Below are 20,486 nucleotides of genomic sequence, written 5' to 3'. Positions count from 1 at the left end.
ATGTATTCCAGACGGGGCATATATCCCAGCGATTGCGGCGCCTCCGGGGGCGGCAAGCAAGGAGACGGTATGGGCGCCACACACCTGCCCGCTACCGAGTTCGACGGAACCGGCCTGGATGACCAGCGCGAGGCGGAGGCGGAGGCCCGACTGGGTAGCCCGGCCGAGCCCATGGTGCAGCTGCTGGCGCCGGACGGGACGCTGGGCACAGACCCGGTTTTCTCGGAGTACGCGGAGCGGCTGGACCCGGACAAGCTGCGGGGCTTCTATGCCGACATGGCAAAGATCCGCCGCTTTGATGTGGAAGCCACCGCCCTCCAGCGCCAGGGCCAGCTTGCCCTCTGGGTCCCGTTGACCGGCCAGGAGGCGGCGCAGATCGGTTCCGGCCGGGCAAGCCAGCCCCAGGACTATATCTTCCCCACGTACCGTGAGCACGGTGTGGCGCTGACCCGCAACGTCGACCTCGCCGAACTGCTGCGCCAGTTCCGCGGCGTCTCCAACGGCGGCTGGAACCCGAAGGACACCAACTTCCACCTCTACACGCTGGTCCTCGCTGCGCAGACCCCGCACGCGGTCGGCTACGCGATGGGCATCCAGCGCGACCAGAAGCTCGCTGCCGCGCAGCCGGATGGGACCGCGGGCCAGCCGACCGAGCCGAAGGCCGCCGTCGTGGTCTACTTCGGGGACGGTGCCAGCTCGGAGGGGGACGTCCATGAATCCATGGTGTTCGCCTCCTCCTACAATGCACCCGTCGTATTCTTCTGCCAGAACAACCACTGGGCCATCTCGGTGCCCAGCTCGGTGCAGACGCGGATTCCGCTGTCCAACCGTGCCAAGGGGTACGGCTTCCCCGGCATTCGGGTCGACGGCAACGACGTGATCGCGGTGCACGCGGTGACGGAGTGGGCACTCGAGCGCGCCCGGGAGGGCAAGGGTCCCGTGCTGATCGAGGCGTTCACCTACCGCGTCGGGGCGCACACCACGGCGGATGACCCGACCAAGTACCGGGAGTCGGCCGAGGAAAGCCTCTGGAGGGCGAAGGACCCGCTCGACCGGCTGGAGAAGTATCTCAGGGCAGAAGGACTCGCGGACGACGCGTTCTTTGCCCAGGTCAAGGCGGACGGCGACGACCTCGCCGCTTACGTCCGCAAGACCACCCACGACCTGGAAACCCCGGACATCCGGACCGCCTTCGCCAACACCTACGTGGAGGCGCACCCGCTGGTGGCCGAGGAGCTGGCCTGGTTCGAGGAGTACAGCGCAGGGTTCGCCGACGAGGCGGAACCTGCCGACGCAGAAACAGGGGCGGCCAACTGATGACCACCATGACCATAGCCAAGGCCATCAATGAGGGCCTCCGCGCCACGTTGGGCAGCAACCCCCGGTCGCTGCTGATGGGTGAGGACATCGGAGCCCTGGGCGGTGTCTACCGGGTCACCGACGGTCTCCTCGCCGAGTTCGGCGCGGACCGCGTCGTGGACACGCCGCTGGCGGAGTCCGGCATCATCGGCACCGCCATCGGCCTGGCCCTGCGCGGCTACCTGCCCGTCTGCGAGATCCAGTTCGACGGCTTCGTCTTCCCCGGCTTCAACCAGATCACCACGCAGCTGGCCAAGATGCATTCGCGCAGCAACGGCAACCTGACCGTGCCGGTGGTCATCCGGATCCCTTACGGCGGCGGCATCGGCTCCATTGAGCACCACTCGGAGTCACCGGAGGCGCTATTCGCCCACACCGCGGGCCTGCGCATCATCACCCCGTCCAACCCGCACGACGCGTATTGGATGATCCAGCAGGCCGTCGACTGCCAGGACCCCGTGATCGTCTTCGAACCCAAGCGCCGCTACTGGCTCAAGGGCGAGGTGGACACCGAATCCCCCGGAACCTCCGAGGACCCGTTCAAGGCGCATGTGCTGCGCGAGGGAACGGATGCCACGGTGGTGGTCTACGGCCCGCTGGTGCCCGTGGCCCTCGCCGCGGCCAATGCCGCCGCCGAGGATGGCCACAGCGTCGAGGTAATCGACCTGCGCTCCATCTCGCCGATCGACTTCGACACCGTCACGGCTTCCGTCCACAAGACCGGCCGGCTGATCGTGGCCCACGAGGCTCCTACTTTCGGCGGCATCGGCGGGGAGATCGCGGCACGCATCAGCGAGCGGGCCTTCCACTCGCTGGAGGCGCCGGTCATCCGCGTGGGGGGCTTCCACATGCCCTACCCCGTGGCCAAGGTGGAGGAAGACTACCTGCCGGACATCGACCGCATCCTTGAGGCACTCGAGCGAGCCCTTTCCTACTGAAACGCATTCCGAACCGCCTGACTGACCCTGCGCCATCTCCAACCAAGGACACCATGACTCTTCACAAGTTCAACCTCCCCGACGTGGGCGAAGGGCTGACCGAGGCCGAAATCGTCTCCTGGAAGGTCAAGGCCGGCGACACCGTGGCCGTCAATGACGTCATCTGCGAGATCGAGACCGCCAAGTCGCTCGTCGAGCTGCCCTCCCCGTTTGCCGGCATGGTCGCCGAACTGCTGGTCCCGGAGGGGGTGACGGTCGACGTCGGAACCCCGATTATCAGCGTCAACGACGCGGCAGCTGCCGACGCCGGGACCGCCCCTGCCGCCCCGGCGGCGGCGCCTGTTGTTGACCAGCCCCTGTACGGGAAGTTGGAAGAAGACGCCCCCGATGCCGGCGAGCCGGCCGGGCGCCCGGCCGGCGGGCCCCTGGTGGGGTCCGGACCGAAGGCCGACGCCGCGAAGCGCCGCCGCCGGGTGTCCTCGACGCCGGCGCCCAAGCCTCCGGCTCCGGCACCCGCAACGGCCGGATCCGGTCCTGCGGCCGCGCCCGTCAGCCCGGCCCAACTCGCCGTTCCGGCCGAGGGCATCGACCCGCGGCCCACCCTCGGCGGTGCCATCACCGGCCTCGTCAACCGGGTCCTCGCCAAGCCGCCCGTCCGCAAGATCGCCCGCGATCTGGGCATCGACCTGTCCGATGTGGTCCCCACCGGCGCCCGCGGCGAGGTTACCCGCGAGGACCTGGTCAGCTACCAGGCCCAGCGCGACGCCGAAGTGGACAAGGCCGACAGTTTCTGGGGCAAGACCGGCCGCCCGCAGGATCAGCGGATTGAGCGGATCCCGGTCAAGGGCGTCCGCAAGGCCACAGCCAAGGCCATGGTCGAGTCTGCCTTTTCCGCCCCGCATGTGAGCATTTTCGTGGACGTCGACGCGAGCCGCACGATGGAATTCGTGAAGCGGCTGAAGGCCTCGCGGGACTTCGAGGGCATCAAGGTCTCGCCGCTACTGATTCTCGCCAAGGCGGTTATCTGGGCAGCGGCCCGCAACCCCAGCGTCAATGCCACCTGGGTGGACAACCCGGAAGGCAGCGATTCGGCCGAGATCCAGGTCAAGCACTTCATGAACCTCGGCATCGCCGCCGCCACGCCCCGCGGCCTCATGGTGCCGAACATCAAGAACGCCCAGGACCTCTCGCTCAAGGAACTGGCCCTGGCGCTGAACGAACTGGCCACCACCGCCCGCGCCGGCAAGACCCAGCCGGCCCAGATGCAGGGCGGAACCCTCACCGTCACCAATATCGGGGCGCTGGGAATCGACACCGGCACCCCTATCATCAACCCCGGCGAGGTCGCGATCGTGGCCTTCGGCACCATCAAGCAGAAGCCCTGGGTCCTGGATGGCGAGGTGATTCCGCGCTGGATCACCACCCTTGGCGGTTCCTTCGACCACCGTGTCGTGGACGGCGACCTCTCAGCCCGCTTCATGGCCGACGTCGCGTCCATCCTGGAAGAACCCGCGCTGCTGCTGGACTGACGCCGGGAGCCATTCGGACCGAAATCGTCCGAATGGCTTTAAAATAAGTATTTCCCCTTACTAATGGGGGATCCTAAGCTGATTGGAGCAGGCACCCCGCCTGCTCCGATCCGCCGGGGGCAAAATGGAGACGCGGCACCTCAAGTACTTCATCGCGGTGGCCGAAGAACGACACTTTGGCCGCGCGGCCCTCCGCCTGCATATGGCCCAGCCGCCGCTGTCCCAGCAGATCCGCCAGTTGGAGGAGCAGCTCGGCACTCCGCTCCTGATCCGCACCACCCGCAAGGTGGAGCTCACCCCGGCGGGGCAGGTCCTGCTGGACCGTGGCAGGGTGCTTCTGCAGGAGCTTGGCGCGCTCGAGGAGGACGTCCAGCAGGTCGGCGCCGGTGCCACCGGTGTCCTCCGGGTGGGGTTCACCGGAACCGCCACCTATCGACTGATGCCAAGCATCGTCCAAGCGGCCCGTCGCACCCTTCCGGGGCTGCGCATCACTGTCCAGGGCGAGATGCTGACACCCCAAATGGAGGCGGCGCTCGAGGACGGCAGGCTCGACGTCGCCGTCCTCCGCCCGCCGGTGCGCTCCGGCGCAGTGGCCCTTAAGCTGCTCGAGCAGGACCAGCTGGTGGCGGCCCTCCCGGCCGATTCAGCCCTTGCGGAGAAGGGCAGCCTGGAACTGTCAGAGCTTGCCGGGCAGGACTTCATCGGCTATCCCAGTTACTCCGCCGTCAGCACCATCTCCCTGGATGCCTGCCGCAAAGCCGGCTTCCAGCCGCATCTTGTCCAGGAAGCCAGGGAAACCTCGACCCTGCTCTCGCTCGTCGCGGCGGGGATGGGCATCGCCCTGGTCCCGATGACGTCCCGAATGTTTTCCTTCCAAGGCGTCGTCTTCCGGCCGCTGCGCAACCCGCCACCGGTCGACCTCGCCGTCGCTTGGAACCGGAACAGCGAGACGAAGCTGCTCCTCAACTTCCTTCGGCTCTTCGACACCCTGCCCGCCTCCCAGGCGGATCAGCCGGACGTGCAGCAGCCCATTATTCCTCCAGAGACACCATCACCGCCAGTAGCCGCAGCAGTTAAGGAAACACCCCGTGAAGATTGAACGCATTGAGGCCATCCCCTATGCCATTCCCTATGCGCGTCCCCTGAAATTCGCCAGCGGGGAGGTCACCTCAGCGGAGCACGTCCTGATCAGGATCCACACGGACACCGGGATCTGCGGTGTGGCGGACACGCCCCCTCGGCCCTATACCTACGGCGAAACCCAGGACTCCATCGTCTCTGTCGTGACCAAGGTCTTTGCCCCGCAACTGATCGGCCTTGACCCGCTGGACCGCTCTAAAGTCCAGCGGCTGCTCCGCCGCACTATCCACAACGCCACAGCGAAAGGCGCCCTGGACATCGCCCTCTGGGACCTCATCGGGATCTCCCTGGGCACCCCGGTGCATAAACTGCTCGGCGGCTTCACGGACAGCATGCGGGTGTCCCACATGCTCGGGTTCAAACCCGCCGCCGACCTGTTGGATGAGGCGCTGCGGTTCCGCGAGACCTACGGGATTAACACCTTCAAACTCAAGACAGGCCGGCGGCCGCTGTCCCTCGACGTCGAAGCCTGCCATGTGCTGCGCGAGGGCTTGGGCGAGGACGCTGAAATCTACCTCGATGCCAACCGCGGCTGGACGGCAAACGAGGCCATGGAAGTGCTCCGCCGCACCGAGGGGCTTGGCCTGTCCATGCTGGAGGAGCCGTGCGAGGCCGGCGAGGCCATGGGCCGACGCAGGCTGGTCCAGCATTCAAGCATTCCGATCGTCGGCGACGAAAGCGTGCCCACCCTTGGCGACGTCTCCCGGGAGTTGCTCTCAGGCGGCAGCAACGCCATCTGCATCAAGACGGCCCGCAGCGGTTTCACGGAGGCAGCCCAGATCCTCGGACTCTGCGAAGGCCTGGGCGTGGACGTCACCATGGGCAACCAGATCGACACGCAGGTGGGCAGCCTCGCCACCGTGACCTTTGGCGCGGCGTTCGAAGCCAGCTCCCGCCGGGCCGGGGAGCTCTCCAACTACCTCGACATGACGGACGACCTGCTGGCCGAGCCGCTCCAAATCACCAACGGCGCCATCCGCGTCCGCGAGGTCCCCGGCGTCGGTGCAGCTATCGACGCCGACAAACTCCGGACCTACCGCCAGGACTAACCTGGGCCGCACCGGCCCCTGACCCAAACCAGGAGAATTGCATGCTGTATCTGGTCCGTATGGACGTCAACATTCCGCTGGACATGCCCAAAGAAAGCGCCGATGCCATCAAGGCCGAGGAACGCGAATACTCCCAGCAGCTCCAGCGCGACGGCCGCTGGGCGCATTTGTGGCGGGTGGTGGGGGAGTATTCCAATTACTCGGTCTTCGACGTCGCGGACAACGACGAGCTGCACAGCCTGCTTTCCGGCCTGCCGCTCTTCCCGTACATGGACATCAAGGTCACGCCCCTAGCCAAGCACCCGTCCGCCGTCGAGTAGCGCGACGCCGGCCCCGTCCCGTCATTCAGACGTAAAAGCTTTCAATCAGGCGGAAATAGGTATTTCCCCTCGATGAATTCCGGTCCTACCGTTGAAAGCAACAGCCGGTGTGATGCGAGCTACAGGCCCCAGAGCGGACCGCAGCAGAGCAGCCCGGAAACCAGCAGCCATTCTTTGACAAAGGAGTCACCATGACGACGGAAACCCAAGCCACCGCAGCCGCTTCCGGCGCAGGGGCCACCGCCCGTTTCCGGGAGAACAAGCACCGCGCGGCCGGTACGAGCCAGGAACGGGTAAGCGCCCTCGCCGGACGGCTCGTCAAGGCGGTCAATGACATCGTCCTGGACGAGAAGGTCACCTACGACGAATACAACGCGTTCAAGGCCTGGCTCATCAGTGTCGGTGAGACCGGCGAATGGCCGCTCTTCCTGGACGTCTGGGTGGAGCACTCCGTCGAGGAGGTCGCCAACTCCAACCGGCACGGCTCCAAAGGCAGCATTGAAGGGCCGTACTACATTCCGGACGCTCCCTCGCAGAACACCCCGGCCACCCTGCCGATGCGCGACGACGAACCCGGTACACCGCTGCTGTTCCAGGGCCAGGTCAAGAATGTCGACGGCCAGCCGCTCGCCGGGGCGCTGATCGAACTGTGGCACGCCGACGATCTCGGATTCTACTCCCAGTTCGCCCCCGGCCTGCCGGAATGGAACCTCCGCGGCTCCATCATCGCCGACGCCCAGGGCAACTTCCAGATCAACACCATCCAGCCTGCGCCCTACCAGATCCCAACCGACGGTGCCTGCGGCGCCCTGATCGCAGCCGCCGGCTGGCACGCCTGGCGTCCTGCCCACCTGCACCTGAAGGTTTCGGCCCCCGGCCACCAGCTCATCACCACCCAGCTCTACTTCGAAGGCGACGAGCACGTCTCCGATGACATCGCCTCGGCCGTAAAGCCCGAGCTCGTCCTCGCCCCCACCGAGCGCGCCGACGGCAAGGGCCGTGAAGTCACCTACGACTTCACCCTCGATCCCGAGGACTAACCCCGACGCCGCGTCCAGGCGGCCGAATTCCGTGCGCAGCGCAGGCCGCCGTGCCCCCGGCGCGGGGCAGCGGCCGCCTATGGCCATGCGCCGGGCCAACACCATCACCCCACCGCCGTGATGGCGCGCTGCCAACATCAGGCCGCCGCGCACGCACGCACCCCGGGACCCACCGGGCCAGAACATCATTCGAAAGTGAGTAACCGGTGACTAAGCTCGCCTACAACGTCCAGGACGTTATCGACAACACGCCCATGGGATTCAGGCGATGGTCCATCGTCGTCCTCTGTTTCGTGATCGCACTGCTGGACGGATTCGACACCCAGTCCATTGCGTTCATCGGACCGGCAATAGCTGAAGACTTCGGCCTGCAGGCCACCGATATGACCTGGGTGATCACGGCCAGCACCGTCGGCATGTGCGTGGGCGCAATGTCCCTGGGCACCTTCGGGGACAGGATTGGCCGCAAGAAGACCATCCTGCTTGCCCTGACCCTCTTCGGCGTTTTTTCGCTCGCCGGTGGCTTCGCGCAGTCGCTGGAGCAGATTGTCGTACTGCGCTTCCTGATCGGTCTCGGCATGGGCGGCGCCACCCCGGCGCTGCTGGCCCTGACGGCGGAGTTCAGCCCCAAATCCCGCCGCGGCACGTTCATGACATTGGTGCTGCTGGGCCTTCCCGGCGGCGCGCTACTCGGCGGGCTCGTGGCCGCGGCATGGCTGCCCGTTATGGGCTGGCGCGGAATCTTCCTCATTGGGGGCGTGCTGCCGCTGGCCATGGTGCTGGTCTGCATCAAGATGCTTTCTGAATCACCGGTTTTCCTCGCCACCAAGGGCACTCCCGCAGCCGACGCGCAGGCACGCCAGATCATGGCGGCCGTCTCGGGCAGCCCGGTCAGCCCGGATGTTGTGATGGTGACCCATGACAAGAAGGAAGGCCGCGGCTCGGTCGCTGCACTGTTCTCCGCCAAATACCGGATGGTGACCATCGCGGTCTTTGCCACCTACCTGCTCAATTGGATTGCCTGGTACCTGCTGCTGCTGTGGATGCCAACGGCTCTCAAGACGCTGGGGCTCGCAGGCCCTCAGGCGGCGATGGGTACCGTGACCGTCAACGGCGCGTTCATCCTCTTCGCCATCCCGCTGTCTATCATCCTGCCGAAGGTCAACCCCAGGAAACTGCTGCTGGTCATGTTCGGGGCAGGGATTGTCATCGCGCTGGGCCTGGGGCTGGCCGGTTCCAACTTTGCTCTGGTCTTCATCCTTATCGGCCTGGCCGGCTTCGGCATTGGCGGCCAGCAGCTGGCACTGAATTACCTGATCGCCAACGCCTACCCCACCCAACTCCGCGCCACGGCTACCGGCTGGGGTATCGGAATCGGCCGCCTGGGCTCCATCGTGGGATCTGCACTCGGCGGCATCATCCTCACCGGATTTGGTGCCTCCGGCTACTTCATGACACTTGCCGTGCCGCTGGTCCTCGCGGGTCTGGCCACCCTGATGGTGCGAAGTACCGCCCCCAAAGCCGAGATCCAACCGACCACCGCGGCGTCTCTGGAACGGGAAGCCGCCAGCTGACGAAGACCAAAGACACCAAGGCCAACAGATCCCAGCAAGAAAGGAGGCAGCACAGTGCGTTTTACTGACAAGGTTGTAGTGGTGACGGGCGCCGCCCAAGGGATTGGCGCCGTCGTGGCCCAAAAGATTGCCGCCGAGGGCGGCACCGTAGTGCTGGCGGACCGGTCCGAGCTGGTCAGAGAAGTGTGCGCCGAGCTCACCGCCGGCGGTGTGCAGGCCCGGTACTTCCTCTGTGACCTGGAAACCCATGCCGGCGCCTCAGGCCTGATGGCCTATGCCGTGGCGGAGTTCGGGCGGATCGACATACTGATCAACAATGTGGGCGGGACAATCTGGGTCAAGCCTTTCGAGCACTACCAGGTCGAGGAGATCGAGGCTGAAGTGCGGCGCTCTCTTTTCCCCACGCTTTGGTGTTGCCACGCTGTGCTCCCGTACATGGCGGAGCGCCAGGCAGGGGTCATCGTGAACGTTTCCTCGATTGCCACCCGCAGCATAAACCGCGTGCCGTACGCCGCGTCCAAGGGTGGCGTCAACGCCCTCACCGCGTCGCTGGCGTTCGAAGCTGCTTCCAAAGGGATCCGTGTAGTGGCCACCGCACCGGGAGGCACCGAGGCTCCGCCGCGGAAAGTCGCTCGCAACCCCAACGCGCAGTCCGCCCAGGAAAAGGTGTGGTACCAGCAGATAGTGGACCAGACCACCGAAAGCACGCTGCTCAAACGCTATGGCACGCTGGAAGAGCAGGCCGCTCCTATCCTCTTCATGGCCTCTGACGATGCCAGCTACATCACCGGCGTGGTGTTGCCGGTAGGCGGGGGAGACCAGGGGTAATCGCCCCGGATCAGCCCCATGCAAAAGAGCTGCCGTTAGCCGCGTACATTGCCCCACGAACTGCCCCCGGAAGGACACCCGATGACTCGGAAGGCTGTAAGGGGGGCCCGTGATACCCGCGAACTGAGCCTTGCCTTTGGTGCGTTCGTCACGGCAGTCGCGGTGGTCACAACCCGGACCGACGATGGCGTGCCGCACGGGGCCGCCACCGCTTTCACCGCGGTGTCGTTGGATCCCCCGCTCGCCCAGATCACTCTGTCCCGAACCTCACGGTCCGCCCGTTACCTGACGGATGCCCCGTTCGCCATCAATATCCTGTCGTTCGAACAGATGGACGTGGCCCTGCACTTCAACGGCGAGATGCTGGACGAAGAGCCCGAGTGGATTCTTGAAGGCAACGTCCCGGTGCTCACCAGGAATGCTGCGACCTTGGAGTGCCGGCCCTGGAACATCTATGACGGTGGTGACCACATCATCGTCGTTGGCGAAGTCATCGCAATGGAGATTACTGAGCGCGAGCCGTTTGTGTTCCTGGGCGGCCATTTCCAGAAGATCGGACGTCTGCCCGAGGGCGCCCCGCAGCGTCACCACGGCGGGGATCCCCGATCCGGCTGGTTCGCCGGTTCCAGCTCCTTCAGGCCCCTTAGCGACCCGAACCCGCAGTAGTCGGCCCCATCCCGCATCGCCTGGCGTCCTCCACCCATTTTCGGCGGGTGTGCAAGTAGACGGGCGTTGGCCCCGGGCGCTTAGTTGCCCGCGTACGTCAGCATCTGGGTCAGTGCCGGGTCGTCGGCCAGGGCCGCGAGGGCGACGGCGGCCGCCGTCAGGGCGCCCGCGAAGCCGGCGGTGCAGGCCGTCGCAACGGCAAGGAACTTCCAGTCCTCGCGCAGGATACTGCGCAGGGTTTCCGGCATCCGGAGCCCCGGCGAGATCATATTCGGTGCGCTGTCGATCGAGCCGTCGTCCAGGAGCGCGATGACGCGGCCGGCGGTGCGGTCCACGCGCATAGCGCTGATGTGGTTGCCGTGCCGGGCCAGGAGGATGTCGTGGCCTACGAGTTGGCGTCGCTGAAGGGTGCGCAAGGGGTCTCCCGGATCGGTGCTGGTCGGATGTCCGCACCATCGGGGGCACCTCCGATTTTACCGGCCGCGGCCCGGCGGGCGGGGGCGTTTGGCCGGTGAGACTGCCCACCAGGGGGAGTGATGCGGGTCAAGTACGCGCATTCCTGTCCCGGCCGCTGCGGGTGGCATTAGAGTGGCACCAGCCGCCGCCGTCAGGGCGGACGCGGATCAAAGGAGATGTTGCGTGTTTTCGAGCCCGTTCCCCGATGTGGACATTCCCAACGTCAGCATCTACGAGTACCTCTTCGGCGGCCTCCAGGAGGAGGACCTGGACCGGATCGCCGTCGTCGACGGCTTGAGCGGCGCGGAGACCACCTACCGCGCCCTGCTCGGGCAGATCGATGCCCTGGCCGGGGCGGTCGCGGCGCAGGGACTCGGCGTTGGCGGGGTGGCGGCCATCCTGTGCCCCAACGTGCCGGTCTTTGCCGCCGTGTTCCACGGACTGCTGCGGGCCGGGGCAACATTGACCACCGTGAACTCGCTCTATACCGCCGACGAAATCACGTTGCAGCTCGACGACGCCGGAGCCCAGTGGCTGTTCACGGTCTCGGCGCTGCTGCCCGGTGCCCGGGAGGCGGCCGCGAGGGCCGGGATCCCCGCCGAGCGGCTCGTGGTGCTCGACGGCGCCGAGGGCCACCCTTCGCTGCCGGACCTGCTGGGCGCGGGGGCGCCGGTACCCGAGGTCAGCTTCGATCCCGCGACGCACATAGCCGTGCTGCCCTACTCCTCCGGCACCACCGGCCGGCCCAAGGGTGTGATGCTCAGCCACCGGAACCTCGTGGCGAACACCGAACAGTCACGCGGACTGCTCAACGTCTCTGCCGAGGACCGGCTGTTGGCCCTGCTGCCCTTCTTCCACATCTACGGCCTGACGGTGCTGCTGAACCTGGCGCTGCGGCAGCGCGCCCGGCTGGTCACCATGCCCAAGTTCGAGCTGTCGGAGTTCCTGCGGATTATCCAGGACCATAAGTGCAGCTATCTATTCATTGCCCCTCCCGTCGCTGTCGCGCTGTCCAAGCACCCGCTGGTCACCGACTATGATCTGCGCTCCGTGCACACCACCCTGTCCGGTGCTGCCCCGCTCGACGGCGAACTCGGTGCCAGTCTCGGCAGGCGGCTGGATTGCCGGGTGCTGCAGGGGTACGGAATGACCGAGATGAGCCCCGTCTCGCACCTGATTCCGGTCGATGCAACGGGCGTGCCGGTCAGCTCGGTGGGCTACACCGTGCCCAACATGGACTGCCGGCTCGTGGACCCGGCCACGGGGGAGGAAATCGGCGTCCCCGCCGAGGGCACCAGTGCGCCGGGACACCTGCTGTGCCGGGGGCCGAACATCATGCTCGGCTATCTGAACCGGCCCGAGGAAACGGCGGACACCCTCGACGCCGATGGTTTCCTGCGCACGGGGGACATCGCGACGGTGCGGTCCGACGGCGTCGTGACGATTGTGGATCGGCTCAAGGAGCTCATCAAGTACAAGGGATACCAAATTGCCCCCGCGGAGCTGGAGGCGCTGCTGCTCACACACCCTGGCATCGCCGATGCCGCCGTGATCGGATCGGTCGACGCCGACGGCCAGGAGGTGCCAGCGGCCTTTGTGGTCCGCCAGCCCGGAGCGGCCGGCGACGGACTGGACGAGGCTGCCGTGATGGACTTCGTGGCCGCCAAAGTGGCCCCGTTCAAGAAGATCCGCCGGGTGGACTTCATCGCCGCCGTGCCGAAGTCCTCCTCGGGAAAAATCCTGCGTCGGATGCTGAAGAAGACCGAGCCGGCCGGCACGGGAAATGCCTGAGGTGACGGCCTTCTAGTCGGCGACGTCGGTCTTCGCGATATAGACGTCGCAGGGGGCGTTGTGGGCCACGCTGTTCGCAACGCTCCCGAGCACCCTGCCGATCCCGCGCATCCGCCGGTTCCCGACCACGATCATCCGGGCATCGGAACGCTCGGCCTCCTTGATCAGCGCTTCGGCGGGCTTGCCGCGGGCCGCCGAGTAGGTCACCTTGATCTCCGGGGTGCGGAGGCTCTCGGCGACGCTCCTGGCGACCTTCTCCGCCTCGCCGGCGTCGGAGACAATCCACTGGTCACTGCCGCTGCCGAAAACCTCGGTCCGGTCGCTGTCAAAGGCGCTGACCACGTGCAGGGTGGCGCCGAGCGTGGCGGCCAGGTCCTTCGCGGTGCGCGCAGCCCGCAGGGCTGTTTCGCTGCCATCGACGCCGACAACAATAATTCCGGTCATGAAAAGCTCCTTGGGTTAACGATCGTCTTCGGTCCTGCGCCAGTGATGCTTCAGGCTACAACGCCTCGACGGCTTCCCGCAGGACCGGAGCCAGCCGGCGGACACCCTCGCGGATGGATTCCGGCGGAACGGCACTGAACGCCAGGCGGATCTTGTTGGACGGGTCATCAGAATGCGTAAATGCCGCTCCGGGAATGAACACCACGCCGGCGTCGATGGCCTTCTTCAGCAGGGGGTAGGTGTCCACACCCTCGGGCAGGGTCACCCAGACGAAGAACCCGCCCTCCGGTCGGGTCCAGCTCAAGCCTGCCGGCATGAATTCCTCGAGGGCCGCGAGCATCGCGTCACAGCGTTCCCTGTAGAGCCCCCGGTACGTTTCAATCTGGCTCCGCCAGTCATAGTCCCGCAGATAGGCGGAAACGAGCATCTGGTTCAGCGTGGGCGGGCAGAGCGTGACGGCTTCCGAGGCCAAGTAGTACCGGCGCTGGAGATGGGCGGGCACCAGCGCCCAGCCGATCCGCAGCCCGGGGGCGAAGATCTTGGAGAAGGACCCCATGTAAATCACGTCGTCGGGGTTGGCGGCGCGCAGCGGCGTCAACGGCCTGCCGTCGAAGCGGAGCAGGCCGTAGGGGTTGTCCTCCAGCACCAAAATATTGGCGTTCCGGCAGATCTCCACGACCTGCTGCCGGCGGGACTCGGACAACGTAATTCCCGAGGGGTTGTTGAAGCTCGGAATCGTGTAGAGGAACTTGATGTTTTTGCCGGCCGTCTGCAGCGCGGCGATTCTGGCCTCGAGCACATCCGGAATGATGCCGTCCTGGTCCATCGGCACGGTGGCGACTTCCACCTGGTAGGCCTCGAAGGTGTTCAAGGCGCCGACGTAGGTGGGATCCTCGACAAGGACCACGTCCCCCGGGTTGCAGAACACCTTGGTTGCGACGTCCTGGGCGGACTGCGAGCCCGCGGTGATGACGACATTCTCGGGCCTGGCATCCAAAATGCCCTCGGCCGCCATGACCTCGCAGATCTGAGTCCGGAGTTCCTCGGTACCCTGGCCCCCGCCGTACTGCAGGGCGGTCATGCCCTGCTCGGCGATGATCTTCGCGGCGGTCTGTCCCAGCCGCTCCAGCGGGAGCGACTGCAGGTAAGGGCTCCCGCCCGCCAGCGAGACGAGTCCGGGGCGCAGGGAGAGGTCGAAGACATCCCGGACCGCCGATTGCTTGATGTTTGCTGCGCGCTCCGAGAAAAGCTGCTCGTGGCGGTGGGCGGACGTAGCCGCACGTTCGATTGCGTCAATTGCCTCGGCCGGAAGGACTGCTGCGGCGGCATCCAATGTTTCGTGGGTCACGCCGCCCAGAATACAGCCCATGTTGCTGACAAGTAAACGTTTGTTCACTGATTCCGTTGGAGGAGGGAAAAAACAACCGCCCCGGCAGCCTGGGGCTGCCGGGGGCGGGTTGCTGACTTTCCTGACGGACTAGGCCGCGGAGGCCGTGCGCGAAACTTCCAGCGCGTCGAAGACGCCCTTGATCTGCTCCACAACCTCGGCGTCGTCCTTCGGGTGCACCTCGGCGAAGCGGACCATGGAGCCCGGAACGGCGAGCTTTACGTCCTCGAGGACCTGGGCGCCGGCGATGCCGACCGCCTTGCGGGCTTCATCCTGGGCCCACACGCCGCCGAACTGGCCGAAGGCGGTGCCGACGACGGCCGTCGGCTTGCCGCTGAGGGCGCCGGCGCCGAACGGGCGGGACAGCCAGTCGATCGCGTTCTTGAGCGAGGCGGGCACGGTGCCGTTGTGCTCCGGGGTGACGAGGAGCAGGGTGTCGGCCTCGTTGGCGGCAGCGCGCAGCGCGGCGGCAGCGGCGGGGACCTGGCCCTCAACGTCGATGTCCTCGTTGTAGAACGGGATGTTGCCGAGGCTGTCGTGGATGAGAACCTCAACGTGCTCCGGGGCGTTCAGCTGGATGGCCTCGGCGAGCTTCTGGTTGGTGGAATCGGCGCGGAGGCTGCCGACCAGGGTAAGGACTGTGTTCTTGGACATGTGAACTCCTAGGTGTCACGCCGCGATCTTCCTGCGGCTGGCTGATCTTGGAGGCTGGGGGCCTTCACTGTTCTAAACGGACCGGGGTCCGTTTAATATTCCCCGGGGCTACAATGAGCCTTGTGAGCTTAATCCCATTGCGGTCCGGCGCCGGCACCGGCGTGCTCCCGGTCGCGGATTCCGGACGGCGCGACGCTGCCCGGAACCGTGAGCTGCTCCTGCAGGCGGCCCGGGAACTGATTGAGACGTGCGGCGTCGACGCGTTAACCATGGCAACGCTCGCGCAGCGCGCCGGCGTCGGCAAGGGCACGGTGTTCCGGCGCTTCGGCAGCCGGGCCGGCCTCATGATGACTCTGCTCAGTGACGCCGAGGCGGGATTTCAGGGCCGGTTCATGTTCGGCCCGCCCCCGCTGGGTCCGGGCGCTCCGCCGCTGGAGCGGCTGGTGGCCTGCGGCCTTGAACGCATCGCCTGGGTGCTGGAGTACGGCGAGCTGGCGCGGGCCGCCGATGTCTCCGCCTACAACCGCTTTGACGTCCCGGCCGCCGTCCTCTGGCACCGGCATCTCGAAATGCTGCTGCGCGAAGCAGGGGTAACCGCCGACCCGTGGCTCATGGCGACCTCGCTGAGCGCGACCCTTGAGCCGGAACGCCTCCTGCACGCGGTGAGGGTCCACGGAATAGCCCCGGAGCGCCTCACGGCGTCCTGGCGGGAACTGGTTTCGCGGTTGCTCGGAAGGGCGTAAAATAGCTCAGATTTCCCGGTATTGCCAGTCAAATCCACTGCAGTGAATGATTCATAACGATCTGGTGGTAGACCTGCCGTTCTGCCGCCAATGGGCCCGAAGCGGAACCCTCCATGTGGTAGTTTCCTCTGGAATGTGACCCGCAACATAGTTCACCAGGACTAGCCGAAAGGCATGCGGGCCGGCCAGACACCCGCTGGCCATGATCCCGGATCAGCAGCGGAAAACCCCCTGCTGGAGGGGAACTACGGAAGGATCGACGTTGTGAGACTCGCTACGAATCCCGCGCGCAGGCAGGCCCTGCCGGCCCGCCCGGCAGCCTCCAGTCCTGCACAGACAACGGCGACTCGGAACTAGAGGCTAAATGCTCCGGTACTTGGCAAAGCGTGCCGCCACCTACGTTTTCATGATTTTCCTGACCACGTCGGCCGGGTACTTCCTGGCGGTCAGCACGTTGCAGCCGGCACTGCTGGAGCAGGAACGCATCCCCCGCCCCACGCCGGAACAGGTGATCAATTCCTTCCGGCTCAAGGGCCTCGACCCGACCCTCAGCCCCTGGGAACGGTACGTGGACTGGCTGACCGGGATCGTCACCCGCTGGGACTGGGGACGTAGCCCCAATGGCGCCTTCATTAACGCCGAGTTCGGTGACCGGGTCTGGATCTCGACCCGGCTCTTCCTCGCCTCCATCATCCTGACCCTGATCATCGGCGTCGCCCTCGGGGTGTACACAGCGGCTCGGCAGTACAAGTTTTCGGACCGTGTCATCACCTCCTACAGCTACCTTGTGTACATCGTGCCGGCGCCGATCGCGTACTTCCTGGTCCAATTGGGCGCGATCAACATCAACGAGACCGTGGGCGAGCGGATATTCTTCGTCACCGGCATCTCCACTCCGGGCCTGGCCGGTGACGGCTGGCTCCAGTTCCTCGACATGCTCGCCCACTATGCGGTGCCGACCTTCGCCATCACGATCGTCGGCTGGGGCACTTACCAGATAGCCCAGCGCCAGTACCTGCTGGACAACGTCAACGCCGACTTTGTCCGCACGGCCCGGGCCAAAGGCCTGACGCGGAACCAGGCCATCACCCGCCACGCCCTGCGGGTGTCCTTCATCCCCGTGGCACAGAGCATTGCGTTCACCATCCCGGCCATCTTCGCCGGCGGCTTCTTTGCGGAGAAGATTTTCGCCTGGCACGGCGTCGGCTCCTGGTCCATCGACTCCATTGCCCTGCAGGATGTCAACGCGGCCACGGCAACCCTCGCCTACGGTTCCGTGATCTTCGCGATCGGCGCCATCCTGGCTGACTTCGCGACCACGCTCGTCGACCCGAGAGTGCGGGTGCAGTAACCCATGACGAACCTGAATGCCATCGATCCGGCCGCAGCTGCAGCCGAGGCGAAAATCGAGAACAACGATGTGGTGATCGGCAAGGCCACCATCATCCTGCGGCGCTTCCTGCGCAACAAGACAGCAGTCGCCGGTCTCGTGATCTTTCTGGCACTGACTCTCTTTTCCTTCATCGGCGGTTTCTTCACCAGCTGGGACAAGGAAACGATCGACCCGTTCAACATCGGCATGCCGCCGTCCGCGGAGCACCTGCTGGGCACCTCACAGGCCGGAATCGACCTCTACGCCCTGACCGTGGAAGGCACCCGGATCTCGATCCTCATCGGTCTCGTCGTGGGCCTCGTCTCGGTCCTGATCGCCGCTGTCTACGGCTGCACCATGGCCTACTTCGGCGGAAAAATCGACAAGGTCATGCTGTTCGTCCTCGAAGCCCTCATCATGATGCCGGCCCTGCTGGTGGTCGCCGTGGCTACGAGCGGCGGCGGCAACGGCCTCCAGCGGAACCTTCCTAGCTGGCTGTTGCTGATCATCGTGCTGCTGATCTTCAGCTGGATGGGCACCGCCCGCCTGATCCGGTCCCTCTCGATGTCCCTGATGCAGCGCGACTTCGTCAAGGCCGCCCAATACATGGGCATCCCGCCGCGCCGCATCGTCTGGCGCCACCTCGTCCCCAACATCGGCTCGCTGCTGGTCCTGGACATCACCCGCGGGGTGACCGGAGCCATCCTGGCGGAGGTGGCGTTCTCCTTCATCGGCATCGGCATCAAGGTTCCGGACGTCAGCCTTGGCGTGCTGATCGGCCAAGCCACCTCCCAGGTCTCCACGTTCCCGTGGATGTTCTGGGTGCCGCTGGTGGTGATGTTCCTGCTGACCGGATCACTGGCCATGATGAACGACGGCCTCCGGGACGCCTTCGACCCCAGCTCCAGCTCAAGTGGCAGCGCCAAACAGAAGACCGCAAAGAAGAACAGCAAATGAGCTTCGAAATCACCGCCAACTCCGAATCGAACGTTTTGAACCCCGCCGAGCGACTGCATGTGGCGGGGCTGCATGCCCCCACGGACGCCGTCCTGTCCGTCCGGGACCTGAACGTCCGCTTCAACACCGAAAACGGCGTGGTGCACGCGGTCCGCGGCGTCGACTTCGACCTCCTGCCCGGAAAAACACTTGGAATAGTAGGCGAGTCCGGGTCCGGAAAATCCGTAACGTCCATGGCCATCATGGGCCTGCTGCCCCCGACGGCGCAGATCACCGGCTCGGTCCGGCTCAAGGGCAAGGAACTGCTGGGGCTCAGCGACAAGGCCATGTGCGCCTTCCGCGGCAACGACATCGCCATGGTCTTCCAGGATCCGCTGTCCTCCCTGACCCCGGTCTACACGGTCGGGACCCAGATCATCGAGGCGCTCACGGTCCACAACCCCACCATGAGCAAGCAGGCCAAGGAGGCCCGCGCCGTCGAGCTGCTCGCGATGGTGGGCATCCCCAGCCCGAAGGACCGGCTGAAGGCCTTCCCGCACGAATTCTCCGGCGGTATGCGCCAGCGCGTCATGATCGCGATCGCGATCGCCAACAATCCGCGGGTGCTCATCGCCGATGAACCGACCACCGCACTCGACGTCACCATCCAGGCGCAGGTGCTGGAAGTGCTGCACACGGCGCAGGAGGAAACCGGCGCCGCCGTCGTGATGATCACCCACGACCTCGGCGTGGTCGCAGGCATGGCGGACGACATCATGGTCATGTACGCGGGCAAACCGGTGGAAACCGGCACCGTGGACGACATCTACTACAACCCGCGGATGCCCTACACCATGGGTCTGCTGGGTGCGGTGCCGCGCGTGGACATGGCGGAGAAGTCGTCGCTGGTGCCGATCGAGGGCATTCCGCCCAATCTGATCCACGCTCCCACCGGCTGCTCGTTTGCCCCGCGGTGCCCCTTGGCCAGCGACGCCTGCCTAAAGGGCGAGCCGGAGCTCTGGCCGGTAGCCGGAACGGGCGGGACCGGCGGCATGGAACACAAGGCCGCCTGCATCAAGTCGGATTCGCTCGGCGCCGACGTGAACGTTCACGAGATCTTCCGGGCCCCGGCCGTTCCGGTCTCGCGCTTTGACGCCATTCCCCGCGCAGAGCGCAAGGCGGTCCTCGAGCTCAAGGACGTCAAGAAGCATTTCCCGCTGATGAAGGGCGCCCTGATCAAGCGCCGGATCGGCACCGTGAAGGCCGTGGACGGCTTGAGCTTCGACATCCGCGAGGGCGAGTGCTTCTCCATCGTCGGCGAATCCGGCTGCGGAAAAACCACCACGCTGCTGGAAATCATGGAATTCCACAAGGACCAGGACGGTGAGGTCAGGATCGGCGGGCTGAGCAACAAGGAAGCCTCCGATTCCCGGACCCGCAGCGCCATGCGCAAGGAACTCCAGATGGTGTTCCAGGACCCCACCGGCGCCCTCGACCCGCGCTTCACGGTCTACGAGGTGCTGGCCGAACCGCTGGAAAACGCCGGGATGGCCAAGCCCGCCATCCGGAAGCGGATCCTGGAGCTGATGGAACTCGTGGGTCTTCAGCCGGACCACGTCAACCGTTTTCCCAACCAGTTCTCCGGCGGCCAGCGGCAGCGCATCGGCATCGCCCGGGCCCTAGCCGTGAATCCAAAGCTCGTGGTGCTTGACGAGCCGGTGTCCGCCCTCGACGTGTCCGTGCAGGCCGGCGTCATCAACCTCCTGGACCAGCTCCGCGCCGAGCTCGGGCTGAGCTACCTGATGGTGGCGCACGACCTGTCCGTGGTGCGCCACATCTCCAACCGCGTCGCCGTGATGTACCTGGGCAAGATCGTGGAGATCGGGGAGGTCACCAGCGTCTTCGACAACCCGCGCCACCCCTATACGCGCGCACTGCTCTCGGCGATCCCGGTCCCGGACCCGCAGCTGGAGCGCACCCGCGAACGCATCATCCTGCAGGGGGACCTGCCGTCGCCGCTCGATGCGCCCAAGGGCTGCAACTTCGCCACCCGGTGCCCGGTCTTCGCAGCGCTGCCGCCCGCGAAGCAGGAGAAATGCCTGACCATTGAGCCGCGGCTGGAATCCGCAGCCGCCCCGGCGGCCACCACCGCCGGCCCCACAGACCAGCAATTCGCCTGCTTCTACCCCGACGGCGAACTGGACGCGGACATGCTCGTAGTCCACGAACCCACCTGACTTACCGAACCACCCACGCATCA

General features: G+C 65.9%; 19 protein-coding genes. 15 read left to right on the top strand and 4 right to left on the bottom strand.

What is annotated here, in order from left to right; translation table 11 throughout:
* Positions 1-69 precede the first annotated feature (69 nt).
* From pdhA to OM977_RS19090, 10 genes are all read left to right on the top strand, one after another.
* Complete coding sequence (pdhA, locus tag OM977_RS19135; protein WP_264355441.1) at positions 70-1,317, top strand: pyruvate dehydrogenase (acetyl-transferring) E1 component subunit alpha; 1,248 nt, start codon at positions 70-72, stop codon at positions 1,315-1,317.
* Positions 1,317-2,297 (top strand): alpha-ketoacid dehydrogenase subunit beta, encoded by a 981-nt coding sequence (locus tag OM977_RS19130; protein ID WP_264355440.1) that lies wholly within the window; start codon positions 1,317-1,319, stop codon positions 2,295-2,297. The genes pdhA and OM977_RS19130 overlap by 1 nt, the downstream gene beginning before the upstream one ends.
* 53 nt (positions 2,298-2,350) lie before the next feature.
* Positions 2,351-3,826, top strand: coding sequence for a dihydrolipoamide acetyltransferase family protein (locus OM977_RS19125; protein ID WP_264355439.1), 1,476 nt, complete (start codon positions 2,351-2,353; stop codon positions 3,824-3,826).
* Positions 3,827-3,950: 124 nt separating this feature from the next.
* Positions 3,951-4,925: a LysR substrate-binding domain-containing protein gene (locus tag OM977_RS19120; protein WP_264355438.1), complete on the top strand. Its 975-nt coding sequence runs from the start codon at positions 3,951-3,953 to the stop codon at positions 4,923-4,925.
* Positions 4,915-6,015: a mandelate racemase/muconate lactonizing enzyme family protein gene (locus OM977_RS19115; protein WP_264355437.1), complete on the top strand. Its 1,101-nt coding sequence runs from the start codon at positions 4,915-4,917 to the stop codon at positions 6,013-6,015. Before OM977_RS19120 ends, OM977_RS19115 begins: the two co-directional genes overlap by 11 nt.
* Positions 6,016-6,056: 41 nt before the next feature.
* Positions 6,057-6,335, top strand: a complete 279-nt coding sequence (catC, locus tag OM977_RS19110) for a muconolactone Delta-isomerase (RefSeq protein WP_264355436.1) — start codon at positions 6,057-6,059, stop codon at positions 6,333-6,335.
* Between the two features lie 191 nt (positions 6,336-6,526).
* A complete protein-coding gene (catA, locus tag OM977_RS19105) occupies positions 6,527-7,375 on the top strand; it encodes a catechol 1,2-dioxygenase (protein ID WP_264355435.1) in 849 nt (282 codons plus the stop codon).
* Between the two features lie 206 nt (positions 7,376-7,581).
* Positions 7,582-8,949 (top strand): MFS transporter, encoded by a 1,368-nt coding sequence (locus OM977_RS19100; RefSeq protein ID WP_264355434.1) that lies wholly within the window; start codon positions 7,582-7,584, stop codon positions 8,947-8,949.
* Positions 8,950-9,003: 54 nt separating this feature from the next.
* A complete protein-coding gene (locus OM977_RS19095; RefSeq protein WP_264355433.1) occupies positions 9,004-9,777 on the top strand; it encodes a 1,6-dihydroxycyclohexa-2,4-diene-1-carboxylate dehydrogenase in 774 nt (257 codons plus the stop codon).
* 81 nt (positions 9,778-9,858) lie between these two features.
* Positions 9,859-10,443, top strand: coding sequence for a flavin reductase family protein (locus OM977_RS19090; RefSeq protein WP_264355432.1), 585 nt, complete (start codon positions 9,859-9,861; stop codon positions 10,441-10,443).
* A gap of 80 nt (positions 10,444-10,523) precedes the next feature.
* On the opposite strand, the gene OM977_RS19085 is transcribed toward OM977_RS19090, so the two are convergent.
* Complete coding sequence (locus OM977_RS19085) at positions 10,524-10,859, bottom strand: hypothetical protein (protein ID WP_264355431.1); 336 nt, start codon at positions 10,857-10,859, stop codon at positions 10,524-10,526.
* 223 nt (positions 10,860-11,082) lie between these two features.
* Here OM977_RS19085 and OM977_RS19080 point away from each other — a divergent pair, with 223 nt between their 5' ends.
* On the top strand, positions 11,083-12,690 hold the full coding sequence (locus tag OM977_RS19080) for an AMP-binding protein (protein ID WP_264355430.1): 1,608 nt from the start codon (positions 11,083-11,085) through the stop codon (positions 12,688-12,690).
* A gap of 12 nt (positions 12,691-12,702) precedes the next feature.
* On the opposite strand, the gene OM977_RS19075 is transcribed toward OM977_RS19080, so the two are convergent.
* The 3 genes from OM977_RS19075 to OM977_RS19065 form a co-directional block, all read right to left on the bottom strand.
* On the bottom strand, positions 12,703-13,134 hold the full coding sequence (locus OM977_RS19075) for a universal stress protein (RefSeq protein ID WP_264355429.1): 432 nt from the start codon (positions 13,132-13,134) through the stop codon (positions 12,703-12,705).
* A 55-nt stretch (positions 13,135-13,189) separates the two neighbouring features.
* The gene (locus OM977_RS19070) at positions 13,190-14,482 is read right to left on the bottom strand and encodes an aminotransferase-like domain-containing protein (protein WP_264355428.1); all 1,293 of its coding nucleotides are present in this window, start codon (positions 14,480-14,482) and stop codon (positions 13,190-13,192) included.
* A gap of 129 nt (positions 14,483-14,611) precedes the next feature.
* Entirely contained in the window at positions 14,612-15,175 is a 564-nt protein-coding gene (locus OM977_RS19065) for an NAD(P)H-dependent oxidoreductase (RefSeq protein WP_264355427.1), read from the bottom strand.
* A 122-nt stretch (positions 15,176-15,297) separates the two neighbouring features.
* Here OM977_RS19065 and OM977_RS19060 point away from each other — a divergent pair, with 122 nt between their 5' ends.
* The 4 genes from OM977_RS19060 to OM977_RS19045 all read left to right on the top strand — a co-directional run bounded on the left by OM977_RS19060 (position 15,298) and on the right by OM977_RS19045 (position 20,463).
* On the top strand, positions 15,298-15,918 hold the full coding sequence (locus tag OM977_RS19060; protein ID WP_442960670.1) for a TetR/AcrR family transcriptional regulator: 621 nt from the start codon (positions 15,298-15,300) through the stop codon (positions 15,916-15,918).
* A gap of 364 nt (positions 15,919-16,282) precedes the next feature.
* Positions 16,283-17,269, top strand: a complete 987-nt coding sequence (locus OM977_RS19055; protein ID WP_264355425.1) for an ABC transporter permease — start codon at positions 16,283-16,285, stop codon at positions 17,267-17,269.
* A gap of 3 nt (positions 17,270-17,272) precedes the next feature.
* Positions 17,273-18,247: an ABC transporter permease gene (locus OM977_RS19050; RefSeq protein WP_264355424.1), complete on the top strand. Its 975-nt coding sequence runs from the start codon at positions 17,273-17,275 to the stop codon at positions 18,245-18,247.
* Complete coding sequence (locus tag OM977_RS19045; RefSeq protein ID WP_264355423.1) at positions 18,244-20,463, top strand: dipeptide ABC transporter ATP-binding protein; 2,220 nt, start codon at positions 18,244-18,246, stop codon at positions 20,461-20,463. The genes OM977_RS19050 and OM977_RS19045 overlap by 4 nt, the downstream gene beginning before the upstream one ends.
* The last annotated feature ends 23 nt before the right edge of the window (positions 20,464-20,486 follow it).

The sequence above is a fragment of the Pseudarthrobacter sp. MM222 genome, assembly GCF_947090775.1.
GTDB lineage: Bacteria > Actinomycetota > Actinomycetes > Actinomycetales > Micrococcaceae > Arthrobacter.
This window is presented reverse-complemented; position numbering and strand designations above follow the sequence as displayed.

What these genes read in the sequence shown, in the direction of transcription:
- pdhA (WP_264355441.1), top strand. Translation starts at nt 70, where the DNA reads ATGGGCGCCACACACCTGCCCGCTACCGAGTTCGACGGAACCGGCCTG.
- OM977_RS19065 (WP_264355427.1), bottom strand. Translation starts at nt 15,175, where the DNA reads ATGTCCAAGAACACAGTCCTTACCCTGGTCGGCAGCCTCCGCGCCGAT.
- OM977_RS19125 (WP_264355439.1), top strand. Translation starts at nt 2,351, where the DNA reads ATGACTCTTCACAAGTTCAACCTCCCCGACGTGGGCGAAGGGCTGACC.
- catC (WP_264355436.1), top strand. Translation starts at nt 6,057, where the DNA reads ATGCTGTATCTGGTCCGTATGGACGTCAACATTCCGCTGGACATGCCC.
- OM977_RS19130 (WP_264355440.1), top strand. Translation starts at nt 1,317, where the DNA reads ATGACCACCATGACCATAGCCAAGGCCATCAATGAGGGCCTCCGCGCC.
- OM977_RS19050 (WP_264355424.1), top strand. Translation starts at nt 17,273, where the DNA reads ATGACGAACCTGAATGCCATCGATCCGGCCGCAGCTGCAGCCGAGGCG.
- OM977_RS19055 (WP_264355425.1), top strand. Translation starts at nt 16,283, where the DNA reads ATGCTCCGGTACTTGGCAAAGCGTGCCGCCACCTACGTTTTCATGATT.
- OM977_RS19120 (WP_264355438.1), top strand. Translation starts at nt 3,951, where the DNA reads ATGGAGACGCGGCACCTCAAGTACTTCATCGCGGTGGCCGAAGAACGA.
- OM977_RS19090 (WP_264355432.1), top strand. Translation starts at nt 9,859, where the DNA reads ATGACTCGGAAGGCTGTAAGGGGGGCCCGTGATACCCGCGAACTGAGC.
- catA (WP_264355435.1), top strand. Translation starts at nt 6,527, where the DNA reads ATGACGACGGAAACCCAAGCCACCGCAGCCGCTTCCGGCGCAGGGGCC.
- OM977_RS19075 (WP_264355429.1), bottom strand. Translation starts at nt 13,134, where the DNA reads ATGACCGGAATTATTGTTGTCGGCGTCGATGGCAGCGAAACAGCCCTG.
- OM977_RS19045 (WP_264355423.1), top strand. Translation starts at nt 18,244, where the DNA reads ATGAGCTTCGAAATCACCGCCAACTCCGAATCGAACGTTTTGAACCCC.